General features: G+C 72.0%; 16 protein-coding genes. 11 read left to right on the top strand and 5 right to left on the bottom strand.

The genetic code is table 11. The features are described 5' to 3' along the window. Positions 1–645 carry a TetR/AcrR family transcriptional regulator gene (locus tag AB0K82_RS23695; RefSeq protein WP_364400342.1) on the bottom strand — a complete coding sequence of 215 codons (645 nt, stop codon included), beginning with the start codon at positions 643–645 and terminating at the stop codon, positions 1–3. 170 nt (positions 646–815) lie between these two features. Between AB0K82_RS23695 and AB0K82_RS23690 the strand changes: the two genes are divergently transcribed. After that, on the top strand, positions 816–2,027 hold the full coding sequence (locus tag AB0K82_RS23690) for a pyridoxal phosphate-dependent aminotransferase (RefSeq protein ID WP_364400339.1): 1,212 nt from the start codon (positions 816–818) through the stop codon (positions 2,025–2,027). A gap of 278 nt (positions 2,028–2,305) precedes the next feature. Here the strand turns inward: AB0K82_RS23690 and AB0K82_RS23685 are convergent, their stop codons facing one another. Continuing rightward, positions 2,306–2,794 carry a nuclear transport factor 2 family protein gene (locus AB0K82_RS23685; protein ID WP_364400336.1) on the bottom strand — a complete coding sequence of 163 codons (489 nt, stop codon included), beginning with the start codon at positions 2,792–2,794 and terminating at the stop codon, positions 2,306–2,308. Between the two features lie 40 nt (positions 2,795–2,834). Between AB0K82_RS23685 and AB0K82_RS23680 the strand changes: the two genes are divergently transcribed. Beyond that, the gene (locus AB0K82_RS23680) at positions 2,835–3,194 is read left to right on the top strand and encodes an ArsR family transcriptional regulator (RefSeq protein ID WP_364400333.1); all 360 of its coding nucleotides are present in this window, start codon (positions 2,835–2,837) and stop codon (positions 3,192–3,194) included. A gap of 364 nt (positions 3,195–3,558) precedes the next feature. After that, complete coding sequence (locus AB0K82_RS23675; RefSeq protein ID WP_364400330.1) at positions 3,559–5,646, top strand: ATP-dependent DNA helicase; 2,088 nt, start codon at positions 3,559–3,561, stop codon at positions 5,644–5,646. Positions 5,647–5,985: 339 nt separating this feature from the next. Here AB0K82_RS23675 and AB0K82_RS23670 read toward each other — a convergent pair whose 3' ends face one another. Then, positions 5,986–7,686, bottom strand: coding sequence for an AMP-binding protein (locus tag AB0K82_RS23670; RefSeq protein WP_364400327.1), 1,701 nt, complete (start codon positions 7,684–7,686; stop codon positions 5,986–5,988). Positions 7,687–7,805: 119 nt separating this feature from the next. Next, complete coding sequence (locus AB0K82_RS23665; RefSeq protein WP_364400324.1) at positions 7,806–8,840, bottom strand: aminotransferase class V-fold PLP-dependent enzyme; 1,035 nt, start codon at positions 8,838–8,840, stop codon at positions 7,806–7,808. A 342-nt stretch (positions 8,841–9,182) separates the two neighbouring features. Here AB0K82_RS23665 and AB0K82_RS23660 point away from each other — a divergent pair, with 342 nt between their 5' ends. Further along, a complete protein-coding gene (locus AB0K82_RS23660) occupies positions 9,183–10,451 on the top strand; it encodes a DUF4192 domain-containing protein (RefSeq protein WP_364400321.1) in 1,269 nt (422 codons plus the stop codon). A gap of 266 nt (positions 10,452–10,717) precedes the next feature. Further along, entirely contained in the window at positions 10,718–12,508 is a 1,791-nt protein-coding gene (locus AB0K82_RS23655; protein ID WP_364400318.1) for a DUF2207 domain-containing protein, read from the top strand. Between the two features lie 159 nt (positions 12,509–12,667). On the opposite strand, the gene AB0K82_RS23650 is transcribed toward AB0K82_RS23655, so the two are convergent. Then, positions 12,668–13,018 (bottom strand): hypothetical protein, encoded by a 351-nt coding sequence (locus AB0K82_RS23650; RefSeq protein ID WP_364400315.1) that lies wholly within the window; start codon positions 13,016–13,018, stop codon positions 12,668–12,670. Between the two features lie 234 nt (positions 13,019–13,252). On the opposite strand from AB0K82_RS23650, the gene AB0K82_RS23645 reads away from it, so the two are divergent. The 6 genes from AB0K82_RS23645 to AB0K82_RS23620 all read left to right on the top strand — a co-directional run bounded on the left by AB0K82_RS23645 (position 13,253) and on the right by AB0K82_RS23620 (position 20,149). Then, on the top strand, positions 13,253–14,368 hold the full coding sequence (locus tag AB0K82_RS23645; RefSeq protein ID WP_364400312.1) for a polysaccharide deacetylase family protein: 1,116 nt from the start codon (positions 13,253–13,255) through the stop codon (positions 14,366–14,368). Between the two features lie 156 nt (positions 14,369–14,524). Continuing rightward, positions 14,525–15,046 (top strand): DUF1707 and DUF4870 domain-containing protein, encoded by a 522-nt coding sequence (locus tag AB0K82_RS23640; protein WP_364400309.1) that lies wholly within the window; start codon positions 14,525–14,527, stop codon positions 15,044–15,046. Positions 15,047–15,114: 68 nt separating this feature from the next. Then, the gene (locus AB0K82_RS23635; RefSeq protein ID WP_364400307.1) at positions 15,115–16,479 is read left to right on the top strand and encodes an FAD-binding oxidoreductase; all 1,365 of its coding nucleotides are present in this window, start codon (positions 15,115–15,117) and stop codon (positions 16,477–16,479) included. Positions 16,480–16,481: 2 nt separating this feature from the next. Next, a complete protein-coding gene (locus tag AB0K82_RS23630; RefSeq protein WP_364400304.1) occupies positions 16,482–17,765 on the top strand; it encodes a class I SAM-dependent methyltransferase in 1,284 nt (427 codons plus the stop codon). Positions 17,766–17,953: 188 nt separating this feature from the next. After that, entirely contained in the window at positions 17,954–18,847 is an 894-nt protein-coding gene (locus AB0K82_RS23625) for an alpha/beta hydrolase (protein ID WP_364400301.1), read from the top strand. Positions 18,848–18,901: 54 nt separating this feature from the next. Beyond that, positions 18,902–20,149, top strand: a complete 1,248-nt coding sequence (locus AB0K82_RS23620) for a cytochrome P450 (RefSeq protein WP_364400298.1) — start codon at positions 18,902–18,904, stop codon at positions 20,147–20,149. Positions 20,150–20,181 lie beyond the last annotated feature (32 nt).

Genomic DNA, 20,181 nt, shown 5'->3' with positions numbered 1-20,181 from the left:
TCAGACGGGATCCGGGATGAGCAGGCGGGCCAGCGCTTTGACCTGACCCAGCACCGCCGCCTGGCGGCCGTGGGCGTCATCGTCCAGGGAGTTCTGCAACGTGAGCCCGACGAACATGGCGAACACGGCTCGGATGAGCGTCCCCGCCGTCTCCTCGTCCACCGACTCGGGGAAGAGCCGCTGGAACACCTCGAGGATCACCGCGATGATCCGCTCGTTGATGTCGATGCTCAGCTCGCGCAGCGTCACATCGGTGCGCGCGGCCATCGCGAGCTCCATGAGGGCCAGTGCGGGTGCCTGGCGGAACGTGTCCCACAGCAGGTCGAGCGCGCCCTCCACGTTGCGGCGCTCGGCAGGCAGGGCGGCGAACGCCCGCTCGAACGCGAGCCGCTGCCGCTCCAGGAGGTGCTCGAGCGCGGCGCCGACCAGCAGCATCTTGGTGGGGTAGTGGTGCTGCTGCGCGCCCCGCGAGACGCCGGCCCGGCGGGCCACCTCGGTCGTCGAGGTGCCGGCCCAGCCGAGCTCGGCCAGGCACTCCACGGTCGCGTCCAGCAGGCGGGTCTGCGTCTCCGCCCGCCGCTCCTCCTGGGTGCGGGGAGCGCGGCGCGCGACCTGACCGGGACGTCGGCGGCTGCTCACTGACACATCTCCGACGGTAGGTCGCGAGAAACATGCAATCAAGCCTGATTGTTTGTTGCGCCCGTCACACTATTGGACGCGGTGTCCAAATGATCATGTCTTTCCGGCGGGCGGCCCGGTGGCGCGGCGCGGTAATCCCCACGACGGCTCGGGGGGCGCCCCGTTAAGGTGTCCCCATGCAGGTCAGCCAGTCGGACAAGCTCGCCAACGTCCTGTACGACATCCGGGGACCGGTCCTGAAGCGGGCCATGCAGCTGGAGGCTCAGGGCAACCAGATCCTCAAGCTGCACATCGGCAACCCCGCGCCGTTCGGGTTCGAGGCCCCCGACGAGATCCTCCAGGACGTCATCCGCAACCTGCCGGCGGCGCACGGCTACAGCGATTCCAAGGGCATCCTGTCCGCCCGCCGGGCGGTCGTGCAGCACTACGAGCAGCAGGGCTTCCCCGGAGTCGGCGTCGAGGACGTCTACCTCGGCAACGGCGTGTCCGAGCTGATCGTGATGGCCCTGCAGGCGCTCCTGAACAACGGGGACGAGGTGCTGATCCCGGCGCCGGACTACCCGCTGTGGACGGCCTCGGTGTCGCTGTGCGGCGGCACGCCGGTGCACTACCTCTGCGACGAGGAGCAGGGCTGGATGCCCGACCTCGCGGACATCGAGGCGAAGATCACACCGGCCACCAAGGCCATCGTCATCATCAATCCGAACAACCCGACCGGCGCGGTCTACTCCCGGGAGCTCCTGCAGGGCGTGGCGGAGCTGGCCCGGCGGCGGGGGCTGCTGATCCTCGCCGACGAGATCTACGACCGGATCCTGTACGACGGCGCCGAGCACGTCTCGATCGCGCCGCTCGCCCCGGATGTGCTGTCCCTGACCTTCTCCGGTCTGTCCAAGGCGTACCGCGTCTGCGGGTTCCGTTCCGGCTGGATGGTCGTCGCCGGGCCCAAGGACCACGCGGAATCCTACATCGAGGGCCTGGACATGCTCGCCAACATGCGGCTGTGCCCCAACGTGCCGGGGCAGCACGCCATCCAGGCCGCGCTCGGCGGTCACCAGAGCATCAAGGACCTCGTCCTGCCCGGCGGCCGGCTGCGCGAGCAACGCGACCGCGCCTGGCGGCTCCTCAACGAGATCCCCGGCGTGAGCTGCGCCAAGCCCTCCGGCGCGCTCTACGTCTTCCCGCGACTGGACCCGGAGGTCTACCCCATCGACGACGACCAGCAGTTCGTGCTGGATCTGCTGGAGAGCCAGCAGATCCTCGTCGTCCAGGGCACCGGCTTCAACTGGCCGACAACGGACCACCTGCGGATCGTCACGTTGCAGCACGCCGACGACCTCGAAGAGGCGATCGGCAGGCTGGGCGAGTTCCTCGCCACCCGCCGCGCCTGAACCCGATCCGCCGCTCCCGATGACTGGCGCGCCGCGTCCGAGGCCCGGACCGTCGAGGACGGCCGGCCTCGTCTGCGGCGCGTCGCGCCTGACGCCCGAGCGTCGGGAACGCCGATCTCCGAGGTCCGGCGCGTCGCGTCTGATGCCGACCGTCGGGGGCCGCCGATCTCCGAGGTCCCGCGCGTGGCGTCTGATGCCGACCGTCGGGGTCGCCGATCTCCGAGGTCCGGCGCACCGGCGGCGGTCGGGCGCGCGGCCTGAGGGACGCCGCGGCTCGGTCAGCCCGTCACGGCGCGCTGGTACGCCGCCAGAGCGTCCGGATCGTCGATGCTGCCGTGATGGTGGAACTGGCGCCAGCGCCCGTCCTCGTAGCGGAAGTACCGGGTCGTCCGGATTCGCAGGGGCACCGGCACGCCGTCCGGTCCCGTGTACGTCCCGACCTCGCGTCCGGCGAACACCGCGTGGTCCGCGCCGACGTACTCGACGACGTCGCCGAAGGTGACCTCCACGCGCACCGGCCCGGTGAAGATCTTCTCGTACAGGCCGGCGACCGCGTCGCCGCCGCGCAGGACGCCGCCGAGCGGGTTGTTGAGCTGGGCGAGGGGATGGTCGCTCCAGTCCTCCCGTAGCGCTTCCGGGTCGCGGTGGTTGAGCGCGTAGTAGAAGGACTCCAGGGCCGCGTGCGCGCCCGCGGGAGACGGGTCCGCCGCCTCGGGCAGACGGTTGCGCGCGTTCGGGCCGTACGCCGGGTCGGTGTGGTTGATCACTGTGACTCCTCGCCTAGAGTGTTCGATGGAGGTCGACCACATGAGTGTACGACGAGAATCGAACACCGAGGCGCGGGGGTCGTCGGCGCGCGCTCGGGGGCTGACGCATCGGCATCCGTCCCAGGTGCCGCTCCAGGACGCCCTGGACGCGGTCGCCGACCCGGTGCGCCGCACGATCCTCCGCGAACTCGCCGGACAGCCGGACTGGACGCGCGCCTGCGGCACGTTCGACCTGCCTGTGTCCAAGGCGACCCGGAGCCACCACTTCGCCGTGCTGCGCGCCGCCGGGCTGATCGAGCAGCGCGACGAGGGACCGCGCCGGTTCAACCGCCTCCGGCGAGCGGAGTTCGACCGGGCGTTCCCGGGCCTCCTGGCGCTCGTGCTCGCGGAGCGCGCCTGACCGCGCGGCCGCCGGGTGGGCCCGACCGCCTGCCGGCGCGGAGCGCGCCTGGCCGCGCGCGGTCGCGGAGCGGGCCCGGACGCCTGCCGGCCCTGACGGCCTGTCGTCCCTGACGGCCTGTCGTCCCTGGCGGCCTGCCGGGCCTGACGGCCTGCCGTCCCTGACCGCCTGGCCGCGCGGTCGTGACCGGTCCCGGGGATCCGTCCGCGGGCGGGCGGATTTCGTCGTCGACCGCGGTGTTCCCGTACGGAGCCGCGTACCTGTCCGGAGGGCGGCCGCATCACCAGCCGGAGGTCCCTGAGACCGGCGGGGAAAGTGCGGCTGTGGCGGCGAGCGGTCCCGGTCGCCCGGTAGCGTTGACCGGGTGGCCGACGACCTCCTCGACTCTCCGGAAAAGACCGACGTTCCCGGCGTCGGACCCCTGCTCGCCGCCGCGGTCGCCGGCGTCGGCGGCGCCGAGCGGCCGGGACAGGTCAAGATGGCCGAGGCCGTCGCCCACGCCATCGAGTCCGGTGAGCACCTGGCCGTTCAGGCGGGCACCGGCACCGGGAAGTCCCTGGCCTACCTCGTCCCCGCCGTCCGCCACGCGGTCGCCGAGAACGCGTGTGTCGCGGTGTCCACGGCGACGATCGCGCTGCAGCGCCAGCTCGTCGAGCGCGACCTGCCGCGTCTCGCCGAGTCCCTGACGCCGCTGCTGGGCCGCGAGCCGGCGTTCGCGATCCTCAAGGGCCGGCGCAACTACCTGTGCCTGCACCGGATGCAGGTCGACGAGCCGGACGACCCGGACGAGATCCTCTTCGACGCCCAGTCGGTCTCCGCGACGGGGCGGCAGGTGCAGCGCATCCACGAGTGGGCCGAGACCACCGAGACGGGTGACCGGGACGAGCTCGTCCCCGGCGTCTCCGAGCAGGCGTGGCGTCAGGTCGCCGTGAGCGCCCGCGAGTGCCTGGGGGCGCAGCGCTGCCCGTTCGGCACCGAGTGCTACGCCGAGCGCGCCCGGGACAAGGCCGGAGAGGCGGACGTCGTCGTCACCAACCACGCGCTGCTGGCCATCGACGCGCTCGAGGAGTTCCAGGTCCTCCCCGAACACGACGTCGCGATCATCGACGAGGCGCACGAGCTCGTCGACCGGGTGACCTCGGTGGCCACCGCCGAGTTGTCGGCGTCGGCCGTGGAGTTCGCCGCGCGCCGCTGCGGCCGCCTCATCGAGGAGGATCTCGCCGACCGGCTCAAGGAGGCGGGTGAGGCGCTGCAGCCCATCCTCGCCGACACCAACGCGGGCCGCATGGACGTCCTGCCGCAGGCCCTCGGCGGGGTCCTCCTCTCGATCCGCGACGCCGCGTACGGCTGCGCGACCGCCCTGCGCACCAGCCTCAAGACCGCCGAGGACGACGCCGAGCGGCTCGGCGCTGGCCGGGCCGCCCTGACCGCGCTGGAGGAGATCCACGACACGGCCGGGCGGCTCCTGGAGACGTTCGAGGCCGACCTGGCCTCCCGGCACGACGTCGTCTGGCTGGACCGGCCCTTCACCGAGGACTCCCGGCGGCCCACCGCGCTGCGGGTCGCGCCGCTGGGCGTCGGCGGCCTGCTGCGCGAGCGGTTGTTCGGCCGCCGTACGACCGTGCTGACCTCGGCGACCCTGTCGCTGGGCGGGTCCTTCGAGCCGCTGGCCCGGCAGTGGGGCCTGCCGCCCCTCGGCACGGCGGCGGACGGCGCCGCGGAGGCGTCCGAGCCGCCCGAGGGCGACGAGCCGGCGAAGAAGGACGGCGCCGAACGGCCGCTGCGGTGGTCGGGGCTGGACGTCGGGTCGCCCTTCGACCACGCCCGCAGCGGGATCCTCTACATCGCGCGGCAGCTTCCGCAGCCGGGCCGCGACGGCCTGCCCGAGGCGTACCTCACCGAGCTGACCGAGCTCATCGAGGCCGCCGGGGGCCGTACGCTCGGCCTGTTCTCCTCGATGCGGGCCGCCAAGCAGGCCGCCGAGGCACTGCGCGGCCGCCTCACGCACCCGCTGCTGTGCCAGGGCGACGACTCCACGTCCCAGCTCATCAAGCAGTTCACCGACGACGAGGCGACCTGCCTGTTCGGCACGCTGTCCCTGTGGCAGGGCGTCGACGTGCCGGGGCCGTCGCTTCGGCTGGTGGTGATCGACCGCATCCCGTTCCCGCGTCCCGACGACCCGCTGTCCTCGGCCCGCCAGCGGGCCGTCGCCGCGCACGGCGGCAACGGCTTCATGGCCGTCGCCGCGACGCACGCCGCGCTGCTCCTCGCGCAGGGCGCCGGACGCCTGCTGCGGTCGATGACCGACCGCGGGGTGGTCGCCATCCTGGACCCGCGGCTGGCCACGGCGCGCTACGGCGGTTTCCTGCGGTCGTCGCTGCCGCCGTTCTGGACGACGTTCGACTCCGCCACGGTCAAGGCGGCACTGCGCCGCCTCGACAGCGCCGACTGAGCCGAGGCGACCACCCCTCAGGGGCATCGCGGTGGCGCGTGGCCTGCCGGGTACGCCGGCCGACCGAGGACGATGTCCACAGGGGCCACGCGGTGGCCTGTGGCGCGCCGGGCGGTCGGGGGGGAGGACGACGTCCACAGGGGCGACGCCGGTGATCTGTGGCGCGCCCGCGGCCGGGCCGAGGTTGTGCCCCCCAGGGGTGGCGTGGTGACCCGCGGGGCGCCCGGCGCGACGGCAGCTGAGCCGAGGAGCGCGCCCTCCGCGGTGGCGCAGGGATCTGCGGCGCGACGGCCGACCGAGCCGGCGTGCGCGGCGGTGGCGCGGCGCCGGGGGCACGGGTCAGGGCAGGGTGTTCTCCTCCCGGAGGACCCGGCGCAGGACCTTGCCGAGCATGTTGCGGGGCAGCGACGGGCGGAACTCGACGAAGGCGGGCACCTTGTACGCGACGAGGTGCTGCGCGCAGTAGGCCCGCAGCTCATCCTGGCTCGGCCGGTGCGGCTGCTTCGGGACGACGTACGCGGCGACCGCCTCGCCGTGGCCCGGCTCCGGCACTCCGACGACGGCGGCCTCCTCGACGGCCGGATGCGTCTGCAGGACGGCCTCGACCTCCGAGGGGTAGACATTGAAGCCGTCGACGATGATGACGTCCCGTTTGCGGTCGATCAGCGTGAAGTAGCCGTCCGGGCTCATCATCGCGATGTCCCCGGTCCGGAACCAGCCGTCCGGAGAGAGGGTCTCCGCGGTCTCGGCGGGCTGGTTCCAGTACCCCGCGAACACCTGGGGGCCGCGGACCAGCAGTTCGCCCGGATAACCGACGGGGAGGACGCGGAACGGGTCGTTCTCGTCCACGATCCGCGCCTCGGTGCTGGGCAGAGGAGTGCCGACGGACACGTGCCGGGCGTTGCCGTCGAGGGGGTTGGCCATGACCACCGGCGACGTCTCGGTCATCCCGTACCCCTGGATGACCTGACCGCCCGTACCCGCCTTGAAAGCGTCGACCGTCGTACGGGCGAGCCGCATCGCCCCCGAGACACAGGTGCGGATCGCCCCCGCCCCCGCCTTCTTCGCCTCGGGCGCCGCCGCGAGCTGCTGGAACAGCGGTGGTACGCCGGGGAACAGCGTCGGCCGGTGCTTGTGGATGGCGTCCAGTACGAGCTGCAGGTCGAAGCGGGGGATCAGCACGACCGTTCCCCCGATCAGGATCGTGCACGTCAGGCAGAACGTCAGGCCGAAGACATGGAACAGCGGAACGACGGCCAGGGTGACGTCCTGGCCCTGTTGGATCGCGGGGTCCCACGCCGTGGTCTGCAGCGCGTTCGCGACGAGGTTGCGGTGGGTGAGCATGGCGCCCTTCGGCCGACCCGTGGTGCCGCCGGTGTACTGCAGGACCGCCAGGTCGCGGAACGGGTCGACCATCGCCTGCGGGTGGGGTTCGGTGGTCTTCTTGAGCAGGTCGTCGAACCACAGGACGGGCGCGTCCGCGGGCACTTCGGTGCTCAGTTCGTCGGCCAGCCGGCGCGCCCTGGCGAGCGGGAGCTTGAGCAGTTCCCGTTTGACGAAGGGCAGGTAGTCGGGCAGTGAGGTGACGATGACGTGTTCGACCATCGTCCCGGGCCTCGCCTCGTGCACGGTCTCGTACGCCTTGTCGAAGACGACCACCACGCGGGAACCGGAGTCGGCGAGCTGGTGCCGGAGCTCCGACGAGGTGTACAGCGGGTTGGTGGGGACCACCACCGCGCCGAGCCGCAGCACCGCGTAGAAGGCGATGACCTCCTGCGGGCAGTTGGGCAGGATGACCGCGACCCGGTCGCCTTTACGGACGCCCAGTGCGGCCAGCGCCGTCGCGAATCGGTCGACCGCGTCGCGGAGCCGGGCGTACGTCATCGAACGGCCGAGGAACTCCAGCGCCCGACGGCCGGCGAAGCGGTCGGCCGACGCGTCGAGCAGCCGCGTGAGCGGAACGTCCGGCACTTCGACGTCGGCGGGGACTCCTTCCGCGTAGAAGCGGAGCCACGGCCTCTCTTCGTAGGGTGTGGGCATTCGCCGCGATCACCACCGTGAGCAGATGACACGTTTCTGTAACCCTCGCATCATCTGTCGCCCATGCCCAGTGTTCCGATCGATGGGACAAATCCGACTTTTTGTCAGTCCGTTGCGTATCAGGTCAGGGCGTTGAGGGCTAGATCCACGTCGGCGTCGGTCGTGTACAGGTGGAACGCGGCCCGCAGCCGCCCGTCCCGTACGGCGGCGCGCACCCCCGCGGCCGCCAGCCGCTCCGCGGCACCGGGCAGGTCGACGCTCACGATCGCGCTGCCCGCGGGCGGCAGGTCCAGGCCCCGCAGGAACCGGTCGGCGAGCGCGACGTCGTGGGCGTGGATCCGCTCCACCCCGACCACGTTGAGCAGTTCCAGCGCCGGAGCCGCCCCGACGTAGGAGAACCACGCCGGCGACAGGTCGAACCGGCGGGCCGTCGGCGCCAGCCGGAGCGGCGGCCCGTAATACGCGTGCGGCTCACCGCCGGGCTCGTCCCCGGCGTACCAGCCGGCCGCGACCGGCCGGATCCGATCCCGTACGGCCGGGGCGACGTAGCAGAAGGCGGCGCCGCGCGGTGCCATGAGCCACTTGTACGCCGCGCACGCGAGCACGTCGAACCGCGTCGCGTCGAGCGGCAGCCAGCCGGCCGCCTGGCTGGCGTCGGCCACCACCAGCGCGCCGTTCGCCCGGGCCGCCGCCAGGATGTCCTCGACCGGGGATATCTCGCCGGTGGCCGACTGCACGACGCTGAACGCCACCACCGCCGTACGGCCGTCGACGGCGTCCGCGACCTCGTCCAGCGGCACCGTCCGCACGTCGAGGTCCCGGACCAGCCAGGGGAACAGGTTCGAGGTGAACTCGATCTCCGGTACGACGACGCGTGCCCCGGACGGCAGGGACGCGGCCACCGGGGCCAGCAGCTGGGAGACGGCGGCGCCGATGGCGACGTCATCGGTCTCGGCGCCGACGAGCCGGGCGAACTCCGCCCGCGCCCGCCCCGTGGAGACGTCCCACACGGACCAGGGCACATCGCCGCGCTGCCACTCGCCGAGCGCCCGCTGCACCGCCTCCACGGCCGGACGCGGCGGCAGCCCGTAACTGGCGGTGTTGAGCCATCCCGGCGTCGGCTCCCAGAGAGGGAGTGCTTCGCGTAGATCCACCCGACAAGTCTGCACCGACCCGTCGATCGCGCCCGCCGGGTGGACGCTCACCAGGCCGCCGCCGCGGCAGGGCCGGACGATGGCGTCGGGTGGTTGCCGCGGGCTTGTCGTTGGTTCGGTGTTGTCCCGTGCGTGCGGTCGATGCGCGGAATCCTCGGTGAGCGGCGGCTCGAATCGCCGTCAAGCACCTCGAACCGCCGTCTCGCTCCTGCCTTTACCGAGCATTCCGCACGCACACCTGACCCGGGTAGGGCTCCGGCGCCTGCCATCGGGGCCTGCGGTTTTCCACAGAAGCGATTCCGGGGGTGTCGGGAGCGGAGACGGGCACGGGAGGCTCAGGGCATGAGACCGAACACTCTGCGGCTCCGGTCGCCCGCCGACGTCGTCACCGCGATTCCCTATCTCGTCGGGTTCCATCCCACGGACAGCGTCGTCGTGCTGTGCTGCGGCGGCGCGGACGGCGCATACGCGATCCGGCTCGACTTAACCGCCTCGGACGCGCTTCTCGACCACGTCACCGAGCTCATCACCCGGCGCCGGCCCGCCGACGTCATCCTCACCGGCTACGGCCCCGGCGTGCGGGTGACGCCCGTCGTCGAGCGGGTCGGCGACCGCCTCGCCCGCGACGGCGTGCGGCTCCGCGAGGTCCTGCGCGTCGAGGACGACCGCTACTGGTCCTACCTGTGCACCGACCCGGCCTGCTGCCCGCCGGAGGGCACGTTCGTCGACGCGCGCGGCAGCGCGGTGGCCGCGGCGGCCATCGCGGGAGGCCTGGTCGCCCTGCCGGACCGCGAGGAGCTGGCGCGGATGATCGCACCGGTCGGCGGCGAGGCCATGCGGCAGGCCACCGACCGCGCCGAGCGCCGCCTCACCTCCTGGGCCGAGGCCATCGCGACCGAAGGCGGCCGCACGACCGACGCCGCCGCCGCGATCCCGAGCGGTGCGGATTCGGGTGCTGCGGGTTCCGGTGGCGCTGCCTCGTGCGCCTCGGTTCAGGGCTGTGCGGCTTCGGGTGGCGCTGCTTCGGGTGGCGCGGGTTCGGGCACGGCGATTCCCGGTGGCGCCGCTGCGGGGGGTTCGACCTCGGTCGACTCCCTCAATGCCGGCCCGGCTCCGGCCGGCCCCGCCGAGGTCGGCGTGAGCACGGCCGGGGTGGCCAGGGCCGTCGCGGAGCGGGGCGGAGTGGCGCGTCGGGTGGTCGAGGAAGGGGTGCGGCTGGTCCGGCTCCTCATCGAGCGCGCGCGGGCGGGCGGCGATCCGCCCACTGACGAGGAGGTCGCCTGGCTCGGCGTCCTCCTCGTCAACCTCCGGGTCCGCGACGAGGCATGGGTGCGCATCGACGACGGTGAGATCGGCGCACACATCCGGCTCTGGCGGGACGTCGTGCGGCGGGTGGCCGAGCCCTACCTGCCGGGGCCGGCCTGCCTGCTGGCGTTCGCGGCCTGGCGGGCGGGCGAGGGCGCGCTGGCCAACCTCGCGCTGGACCGGGCGCTGGCCGCCGACCCGCACTACTCCATGGCGCGGCTCCTGCACGAGTTGTTCGTCAGCGGCCTGCCGCCCTGGTCCGTCCCGCTCGACATCACCCCGGAGCAACTCGACGAGGCGAGCTGAGGGGACGGGGCATCGCGAGGCGACCGGCTCCTGGCGGGTGCTGTCTCACACCGGGCAGTGCCCGCCAGGCGGACGTGTCACCAGGGGAGTGGCGCGAGCAGATCGTGGAGGTCACCATGCGGCTGAGGTCATCACGGGGCTGAGGTCATCACGGGGCTGAGGTCATCATGCGGCTGAGGTCACCATGCGGCCCGGTCTTCGTGCCGACGCACCGAAATGGCTCAACTGTCACGTTCTCCGTGCCGAGCCGCAGATAGCTTTTCCGCGTGCGTACCAAGGAAGATCGGATCAGACGGATCTCGGCAGGGGTGGCCGCCGCCGTGGCCCTCCTCCTTTCGGGGCCGGGCACCCCGGCTCGCGCCGCCGCGCCGAACCAGGTGGCCGAGCACATCGAGTCCTTCGCCGTCACCCTGACGCCGGAGCCCGGCGGAACGCTGCACGTGACCGAACAGATCCGTTATGTCTTCGGTCCTGGCGAGCACCACGGCATCGACCGCTGGATCCCGGAGCGCTCACGGTATGACACCCTGCATCGCCGGCTCATGCCCATCAGCGGGTTCCGCGTCAGCAGCCCGGCCGGTCCTGCGGGCGAGGCGACGGTTCGCGAGGACGACGGCACGGTCAAGCTGCGCATCGGTGATCCGCACCGGACCGTTACCGGTACGCAGACCTACGGGATCGACTACGACGTCAGCCGAGCGCTGACCCGTGACGGCCACGGGATCTCCCTGACGTGGAACGCGCTCGGTTCCTCCTGGAAGGTCCCGGTCTCACAGGTGACCGTGCGGGTCGTGTCCCCCGTCCTCATAACGAGCGTCGCCTGTGTCGCCGGTCACGGAGGAGGCACCGCGCCGTGTCTGCGGGCCACGCACACGGGGGCGATCGCCGACTTCTCCGCCGCCGCCCTGCCGGCCCACAGCGGCGTCACCGTCCGTGTCGGCCTGTCCAAGGACGCCATGCCCGTCGCGCCTCCCCGGCTCGTGGCGGTCAGCGCGCCGTTCGCCATGACGCGCTTCACCAGGTGGGGACTCGCCGCCGCGGGAGGCCTGCTGGTCATCGCCGCCTGGTGGTTCCTGCCGCGCCGCCGATGCGGCCTGGGACGCCGGGGCGGCGACGTCTCGACGTTCCCCCCGGATGACCCGAGGATGCGCCCCGGCGTCGCCGTGGTGCTCGTGAACCGCTGGCGCGCGAACCGGCACGCCCTCGCCGCCACCTTGGTGGACCTGGCGATCCGAGGCCACATCCACCTGAAGGTGGAAAGGCTGCCTCGGAACGAGGACAGCGTTCGGCTAATCCGGGGCGACGCCGCCGATCGGGACCTGGTCGGCGTCGAACGCCGGCTCCTCACCGATATCTTCAAGCGGAATGACACCGTCTTTCTCGACAACGTTTGGCAGCGGGCGCATCAGCTCCCGCTCTGCGAGCAACTCGAGCGGACGCCGGTCGAGCTCGGCCTTTACCGCAGGACCCCGTCGGCGCAGGCGCTGCAGTCGAAACTGCTGGCCTCGGCGGCCGGGATCGCCGGCCTGATTCTGCTCTGGCTCGCCGCGACGTCGCCGGCCTTCGCGGGCGGGGGATGGGTGAGCCTGACGCCGATCCTGATCGCGCCGGCGGTCGTGGCGATGGGACGCACGGTGCCGCGCCGGGCGTCCGGTGCGCGAGCCGAGGCACTGGCGAGCGCCTGGCGGAAGGCCGTCGCGGGCGAACCACCGAGCGGCGACCCCGCCGCCCTGACACGTACGTTCCCGTACGCCATCGCGTTCCGGCAGGCGGCACGCTGGAGTGACCCGATGGCGCCGCCGGCGCAGGCGGGCGACCTGGACTGGTTCAAGGTCGACGAGCCGCTTCGGCCGCGTAAGCACCGCCCCGTGGTCGTCTCTCTGCTCCACGGATTGTCGAGCGTGTGGCCCGAACCCGTCACCTCCCGAACGAGGGGTGCCCGCAGCCGCGGGGGCGGCGGTTTTCTCAGCGGTGGCTACGGCGGCGACTCCGGCTTCAGCGGCGGTGGGATGTCCGTGGGCGACGGCGGTGGAGGAGGCGGCGGGGGAAGCTGGTGACGGGGCCAGGACCGGTGGGCGGGACCGGGGCCGGCCCGCCTGCGGGCCTTCGCGGCCTGGCGGGCGGCCCCGAACCGCCGGGCACCCACCGCTGGGCACGAACCGCTGGCACGGATCGCCGGGTACGGGCCGCGGAGCGGTCCTACGGTCGCGGTGACGTCACAGGGAGGCGGCGCCGCCCTGGCGTTTGCGGCGTTCGTTGAAATCCCGCATCCGTTGCGGATAGCCGGTGATCTGCACGTCGTACACCGGAAGGCGCAGGTCGCGGGCGACCTTGTGGATGACCCGCGGTGAGCCGACGCGGCGGCGGGTCCACTCGCCGTCGGCGGCGATCGCCACGGCGGTGGTGTCGGTGGCGAATGTCTCGGGTTCGACGTAGAACTCCACGCCCTTGCGACTCCGGGCAAAGGCCCTGAGCGACTCGATGTCGGCGTTCGTCGCCTCCCGGTCCAGAACGGTCACCCTGCCGCCCCGCCGGCGGCGAATTCCGAAGCGATCGCCCCACCTCATCGGACGTCCTCCCCAAGAGCCGTCGCGCTTCCCGCCCCCGTGCCCTGTCGGCGTCTTGCGGTGGATCGCGCGATTCGTCACGTCTTCAACGCCGATCTATCGTGCAGGGTTCCCGGCGACGACACCACGCATTTGTCGGTATTTGACCGACTGAGAAACCGCAAGGGGAATATGGAACTAAGGTGTGCCATGTCGTGCGGCAGGTACTGACCGGGGGGTCCGATGAGCTTCGCCATGTCGTCGAAGGCCGTCCGCAAGGCCCTCGTGATCGCCGTGGCCGTACTGGGGCTCGGATGGCTCAGCGGCCTCGGAACCCACCCGGCCGGCCCCGCGCGGGGCACGGGCGGGACCGCCGGGCCGCCCATCCCGGAGACGGCGACCGGCCGGTCCGCCTCGCGCGCCGCACCGCCTGCCGGGCCGCTCGGCCGGTCGAGGTCCCGTCCCGCGGGCGGTTCGCCCACCGCGGCGTCACCCGGTCCGGCGAACCCCGGGGCGGCCCACGCCCCGGCGAACGACCTCGTCGCGCGCCTGCGGTACCTCGCCGTGCTTCCCGGCGCCAAGGCCGCGGCGCCCAAGCCGCGGGTCGACTGCCGCAAGGTCAAGTGCATCGCGCTGACGTTCGACGACGGCCCGGGCCCGTACACGGCCAAGCTGCTGAACATGCTCGCCGCCCGGCACGTCAAGGTCACCTTCTTCCTCATCGGCGGCAACATCCGCGGCCGCGAGGCGCTCGTCCGCCGGGAGCTCGCCGAGGGCCACGTGGTCGGCGACCACACCTGGTCGCACCCGTCGCTCAGCTCGCTGTCCGACGGCGCCATCCGTTCCCAGCTGACGCGCACCCTCGGTGAGATCCGACGGGCGTCCGGCCACGGCACCGTCCTGATGCGACCGCCGTACGGCGCGACGGACCGGCAAGTGGCGGCGGTGGCGCGCCGCATGGGCATGGCGCAGATCCTCTGGAGCGTCGACACGAACGACTGGCTGGACCGGAACTCGGCGATCGTCGCGCATCGCGCGGTGTCCTGGGCCCACCCGGGCGACATCATCCTGATGCACGACATCCACCCGACGACGGTGAACGCCGTGCCGAAGATCCTGGCCGGTCTGTCGCGGCGCGGCTTCACGTTCGTCACGGTGCCCGAGCTGTTCGGCGCGCGGTCGCTGAAGCCGGGGGAGACCTACTTCGACGGGCCCGTGCCCCGGCCGAAGAGCCCGCGGACGAAGGCCGCTTCGCACCCGAGCGGCACGGCGAACCCGAGCGGCGCGAATCCGAGCGGCGCGAATCCGAGTGGCGCGCATCCCTCGGGTGGGCCGGCCACAACACGGGCACCCGCCGCACCTGGAGGCTGATCCGCCGGACCGGGGCCGCCGCGCCCGAAGGGGACTTGCCCGGCCCGGGGGCTGCTGCACCCGAAGGCTGACCCGCCGGACCGGGGGACCGCCCCAGGGACGGATCAGGGGTTTCCCGGATGGATTCGGAATCGGGCGCGGCGCACGATCGATGACATGACCATCTCCACACCGACCGGCGCGCTGCGCGTCTCCGCCGCCGAACGAGAGCCGATCGTCGACCGGCTGCAGCAGGCCTTCGCCGAAGGCCGTCTCGACAAGGAAGAACTCGACCTGCGGCTGCATCTCGCGATGACGGCCAGGACACGGGCCGACCTGGACGCGGCGCTGGCGGACCTCACGCCCCTGCCCGCGGCGCACCGGGCGCCGGCGCCGGTCGGCGACCCGACCGCCGAACAGCGCGTGCTGGCCGCGCTCGCGCACGTCCTCGGCGCCACCACCCTCTTCCTGGGACCGCTCGTCATGCTGTGCACGCGCGCCCGGCGGTCGCCGTACGTCCGCCGGCACATCGTCGAGGCCCTCAACTTCCAGCTCACGCTGCTGCTGCTGACGGTCGTGACCTTCGGCCTCGGGGGGATCGCGTACGCGGTCGCCTGGATCGTCTGCGGGGTCGCCGCGCTGCTGGCGCTCGTGGGCACGCGGTTCCGGTATCCGTTCACCCTCCGGCTGGTGCACTGACCCGGTCACGCCGCGTATCGGGCGTGCCCTGGCTGTGCCGAGGGATGCCGGGATGAGAAGATCGACAGGTGACAGGTCACCAAACCGCGGTCGAGAGGCTCCTGTCGTCCTACCGGGCCATCCCGGAGGGCGCAGCGGTCCGGCTGGCGAAACGCACCTCGAACCTGTTCCGGTTCCGCGACGAGATCCAGGCGCCCGGCCTCGACGTCAGCGGCTTCGACAAGGTCCTGAGCGTGGACCCCGAGGCCCGCGTCGCCGACGTCCAGGGCATGACGACGTACGAGGATCTGGTCGACGCGACCCTGCCGTACGGCCTGATGCCGTTCGTCGTCCCGCAGCTCAAGACGATCACACTGGGCGGCGCGGTGACGGGGCTCGGTATCGAGTCGTCGTCGTTCCGCAACGGGCTGCCGCACGAGTCCGTGCTGGAGATGGAGATCCTCACCGGCGCGGGCGAGGTCGTCACCGCGACCCCGGACAATGAGCACCGCGAGCTGTTCTACGGCTTCCCGAACTCGTACGGCACGCTCGGGTACACCCTTCGCCTCAAGATCAAGCTGCAGCCGGTCAAGCCGTACGTCGCGCTGTGGCACGTGCGGTTCTCCTCCGCGCAGGAGTGCGTGGAGGCCATCGACGAGCTCGGTGCCGAGGCGGACTTCATCGACGGCACGGTGTTCGGCGGGGATGAGCTGTACCTCACGCTGGGCCGGTTCGCCGACACGGCCGAGCGCGTCTCCGACTACACGGGGCAGGGGATCTACTACCGGTCGATTCGCGACCGGTTCGTCACGCCGAGCTGGCTGCGGCCGGACGGCCCGCCGACCGACGCGCTGACGACGCACGACTACCTCTGGCGGTGGGACACCGACTGGTTCTGGTGCTCGCGCGCGTTCGGCGTACAGAATCCCCTCGTGCGCCGGGCCTGGCCGGCGTCCAAGAAGCGTTCCGACGTCTACCGTCGGCTGGTCGCGCTCGACAAGCGCCTGCAGACGTCGGCGCGCGTCGACCGCTGGCTCGGCCGGCCGCCCCGCGAGGACGTCATCCAGGACATCGAGGTGCCGGTGGAGCGGCTGCCCGAGTTCCTTGAGTTCTTCCACCGTGAGATCGGCATGAGCCCGGTGTGGCTGTGCCCGCTGCGGGCACAGGACAAGTGGCCGCTGTACCCCCTGGAGCCCGGACGGACGTACGTCAACGTGGGCTTCTGGGGGACGGTGCCGCAGAAACCCGGCCGGCTGCCCGAACACCACAACCGGCTGATCGAGCGCGAGGTCGCCCGCCTCGACGGCCACAAATCGCTGTACTCGACGGCGTTCTACACCCGTGAGGACTTCTGGCGGCACTACGACGGCGCTACCTATCGCAGGTTGAAGGAGGAATACGACCCGGAGCGGCGGCTGCTGGATCTCTACGACAAAACCGTACGGGGCAGGTGAACATGAAGCTGGCGGAGGCTTTCGAACGCGTCGTCGGACGCGACGCACAGGTGGAGTTCCGGGCATACGACGACAGTCGCGCCGGAGCTATCGGCGCGGACGTCAGGGTGGAGGTCAGATCGCCGTACGCGGTGTCCTACCTCGCCCACGCGCCGGGCGCGCTGGGGCTGGCCCGCGCGTACGTCGCGGGATACCTCGACGTGCACGGGGACATGCACACGGCACTGTTCCGGATGCAGTCGGCCCTCGGCGAACTGAGCTGGGCCGACAAGAGGACTCTGCTGCGCGGCATCCTGCGCGACCCGCTGTTGCGCGCCGCCGCGCTGACGCGTCTCGACCCGCCGCCGCAGGAGGTACGGCCGGCCCGCGTGCCGCTCCTGTCGGGGCTGCGGCATTCCAAGCGCCGCGACGCCAAGGCGATCTCCCATCACTACGACGTCTCGAACACCTTCTACGAGTGGGTGCTCGGCCCGTCGATGGCCTACACCTGCGCGTGCTTCCCCTCGGAGGACGCGACGCTGGAGCAGGCGCAGTTCCACAAGTTCGACCTCGTGGCGCGCAAGCTCGGGCTCCGCGAGGGCATGCGGCTCCTCGACGTCGGCTGCGGCTGGGGCGGCATGGTCATGCACGCCGCGCGGGAGTACGGCGTGAAGGCGCTCGGCGTGACGCTGTCCAAGCAGCAGGCCGAGTGGGCGCAGAAGGCGATCGCCGAGGCGGGGCTGTCGGAGCTCGCCGAGGTCCGCCACCTCGACTACCGCGACGTCAAGGAGGAGGGCTTCGACGCCGTCAGCTCGATCGGCCTGACCGAGCACATCGGCAAGGCGAACGTCCCCGGTTACTTCTCCTTCCTGTACGGCAAGCTCAAGCCGGGCGGCCGGCTGCTGAACCACTGCATCACGCGCCCCGACGACAACGAGCCGTCGATCCGCCAGGAAGGCTTCATCAACCGGTACGTCTTCCCCGACGGGGAACTGGAGGGGCCGGGCTGGCTGATCTCGCGGATGAACGACGCCGGCTTCGAGATCCGGCACGAGGAGAACCTCCGCGAGCACTACGCCAAGACCCTGACCGGCTGGTGCCGCAACCTCGACGACCACTGGGACGAGGCGGTCGCCGAGGTCGGAGAGGGCACCGCGCGCGTGTGGCGGCTGTACATGGCCGGCTCGCGGCTCGGGTTCGACCTGAACTGGATCCAGCTGCACCAGGTGCTCGGCGTCAAGCTGCGAGAGGACGGCAGCTCCGGCATGCCGCTGCGACCCGCGTTCGAGCCGCCGTCGGCCGGCTGACCGCCGGCCGCGGTGACGGCCGGCCGCGGTGACGGCCGGCCGCGGTGACGGGTGGTCGCGGGTCGGCCGCGGTGACGGCCGGTCGCGGGTCGGCCGCGGTGACGGGTGGTCGCGGCGGTGCGCCGCGACCACTCCGGGACGTCGCGGAGGGCGTGACGGGTCGGCGACGGCGGCTTAGTGTCGGCCTCATGACGGAGATCGCGACGATCCAGGCGAACGGCCTGAGCTTCGGCTACCTCGAGGCCGGCGACGGGCCGCTCGCGCTGTGCCTGCACGGCTTCCCCGACTCGGCGCACACCTGGCGGCATCTGCTCCCTGCGCTGGCCGGCGCCGGCTACCACGCGGTCGCGCCGTTCCTGCGCGGCTACGCGCCCACGGACGTGCCGAAGGACGGCGCCTACCAGGTCGGCGCGCTCGCGGCCGACGCGAACGCCCTGCACGAGGCGTTCGGCGGGGACGCCGACGCGGTGCTCATCGGACACGACTGGGGCGCCGCCGCGACGTACGCCGCCGTCGCGCACGCCCCGCAGCGCTGGCGGCGGGCGGTGGCCATGGCGCTCCCACCGCTCGGGGCCATGCTGTCGGGTTTCTTCCACTACGCGCAGCTCAAGCGGTCCTTCTACATCTTCCTGTTCCAGACGCCGCTGGCCGAGACCGCGGTGCTGACGGAGGACCTGGCGTTCCTCGACGGCCTGTGGGCGGACTGGTCGCCGGGCTACGACGCCGCCCGCGACGTCGCCCACGCCAAAGAGTGCCTCCGCGACCCGGCGAACCTGTCCGCCGCCATCGGCTACTACCGGGCGATGCTCGACCCGTCCCGGCACCTGCCCGCGTACGCCGCCGAGCAGGAGGCGGCCGAACGCGTAGGCGAGCGGCCGATCCTGTATCTGCACGGGTCGGCCGACGGCTGCCTGGACGCCGGGCTCGCCCACGGCGTCGACGGGCATCTCCCGCCCGGTTCGAGGTCGGCGATCGTCGCCGGTGCCGGGCACTTCGCGCACCTGGAGCGGCCCGGGGAGGTCGACCGGCTGATCCTGGACTGGCTGGCCACCGATCGGCCCGTGCGAACCGGTGCGATGTAAGTGCTCACTTTGGCAGAATGGCGCAGAATCGCGTTCTAGTCGAGGAGGAGCGGCGTGGAGAAGACCCGGCCCGACGGGATCGACCTGACCGAGTGGGATTTCTGGGCGCGCCCGCTCGACGAGCGTCACGCGGCGTTCCGGACGCTGCGGTATCTGCCCCGGCCGGCGTTCTTCCGGGAGCCGGAGCTGTCGTTCGTGCCGGCGGGGCCCGGGTACTACGCGCTGACCACCCACGCGGACGTCGTCGAGGCCTCGCGCCGGCCGGCCGACTTCTGCTCCGGGCAGGGCGCGATCAACATCAACGACATGCCGGCCGACCTGGGCGAGTACTTCGGCTCCATGATCAACATGGACGACCCGCGGCATGCCAAGATCCGCCGGATCGTCTCGCGCGCGTTCTCGCCGCGCATGATCCAGCGGTTCGAGGACCAGGTCCAGGCCGTCGCCGAACAGGTCGTCGAGGAGGTCCTCGCCAAGGGCGGCGGCGACTTCGTCACCGACGTCGCCGCCCGGCTCCCCCTGAAGATCATCTGTGACCTGATGGGCATCGACGAGGCGCATTACAAGACCGTCTTCGACAACTCCAACATCATCCTCGCCGGCGCCGACACCGAGTTCGTCTCCGAGGAGGCCGACCAGGTCGCGCTGCAGCTCCTCGAGGCGGGGCAGACGCTGAAGGACCTCGTCGAGGAGCTCGGCCGCAGACGCCGCGGGGAGCCGACCGGCGACCTCACCTCCGCGCTGGTGAACGCCAACATCGACGGCGAGTCGCTGACCGACCAGGAGCTCGGCTCGTTCTTCATCCTCCTGGTCGTCGCCGGCAACGAGACCACCCGCAACGCCATCGCCCACGGCCTGCACCTGCTCACCCGCTACCCGGAGCAGCGGGAGCTGATCGCGTCGGACTTCGAGCGGTACGTCCCCGGCGCGGTGGAGGAGATCGTGCGGTACGCCTCGCCGGTCATCTGGATGCGGCGCACCGCGACCCGCGACACCGAGCTGAACGGCCATGAGTTCACGGCCGGCGACAAGCTGCTGCTCTACTACTGGTCGGCCAACCGGGACGAGACCGTCTTCACCGACCCGGACGTCTTCGACATCACCCGCGATCCCAATCCGCACGTCGGTTTCGGCGGCCCCGGCCCGCACTTCTGCCTCGGCGCCCACCTGGCCCGCCGGGAGATCACCGTGATGTTCCGGGAACTGTTCCGCCGGGCTCCGGGCGTCCGCGCCACGGGTGAGCCCGACCGCCTGCTGTCCAACTTCATCAACGGCATCAAGCACCTGCCGTACGCCATCTGACACGCCGCGCCCACGGCACCGTCCTGATGCGG

The organism is Actinoallomurus sp. NPDC052274 (assembly GCF_040679475.1).
Taxonomy (GTDB): Bacteria; Actinomycetota; Actinomycetes; order Streptosporangiales; family Streptosporangiaceae; genus Actinoallomurus; species Actinoallomurus liliacearum.
Note: the sequence above shows the minus strand (reverse complement) of the source record. Positions and strands in the feature narration are given on the sequence as shown.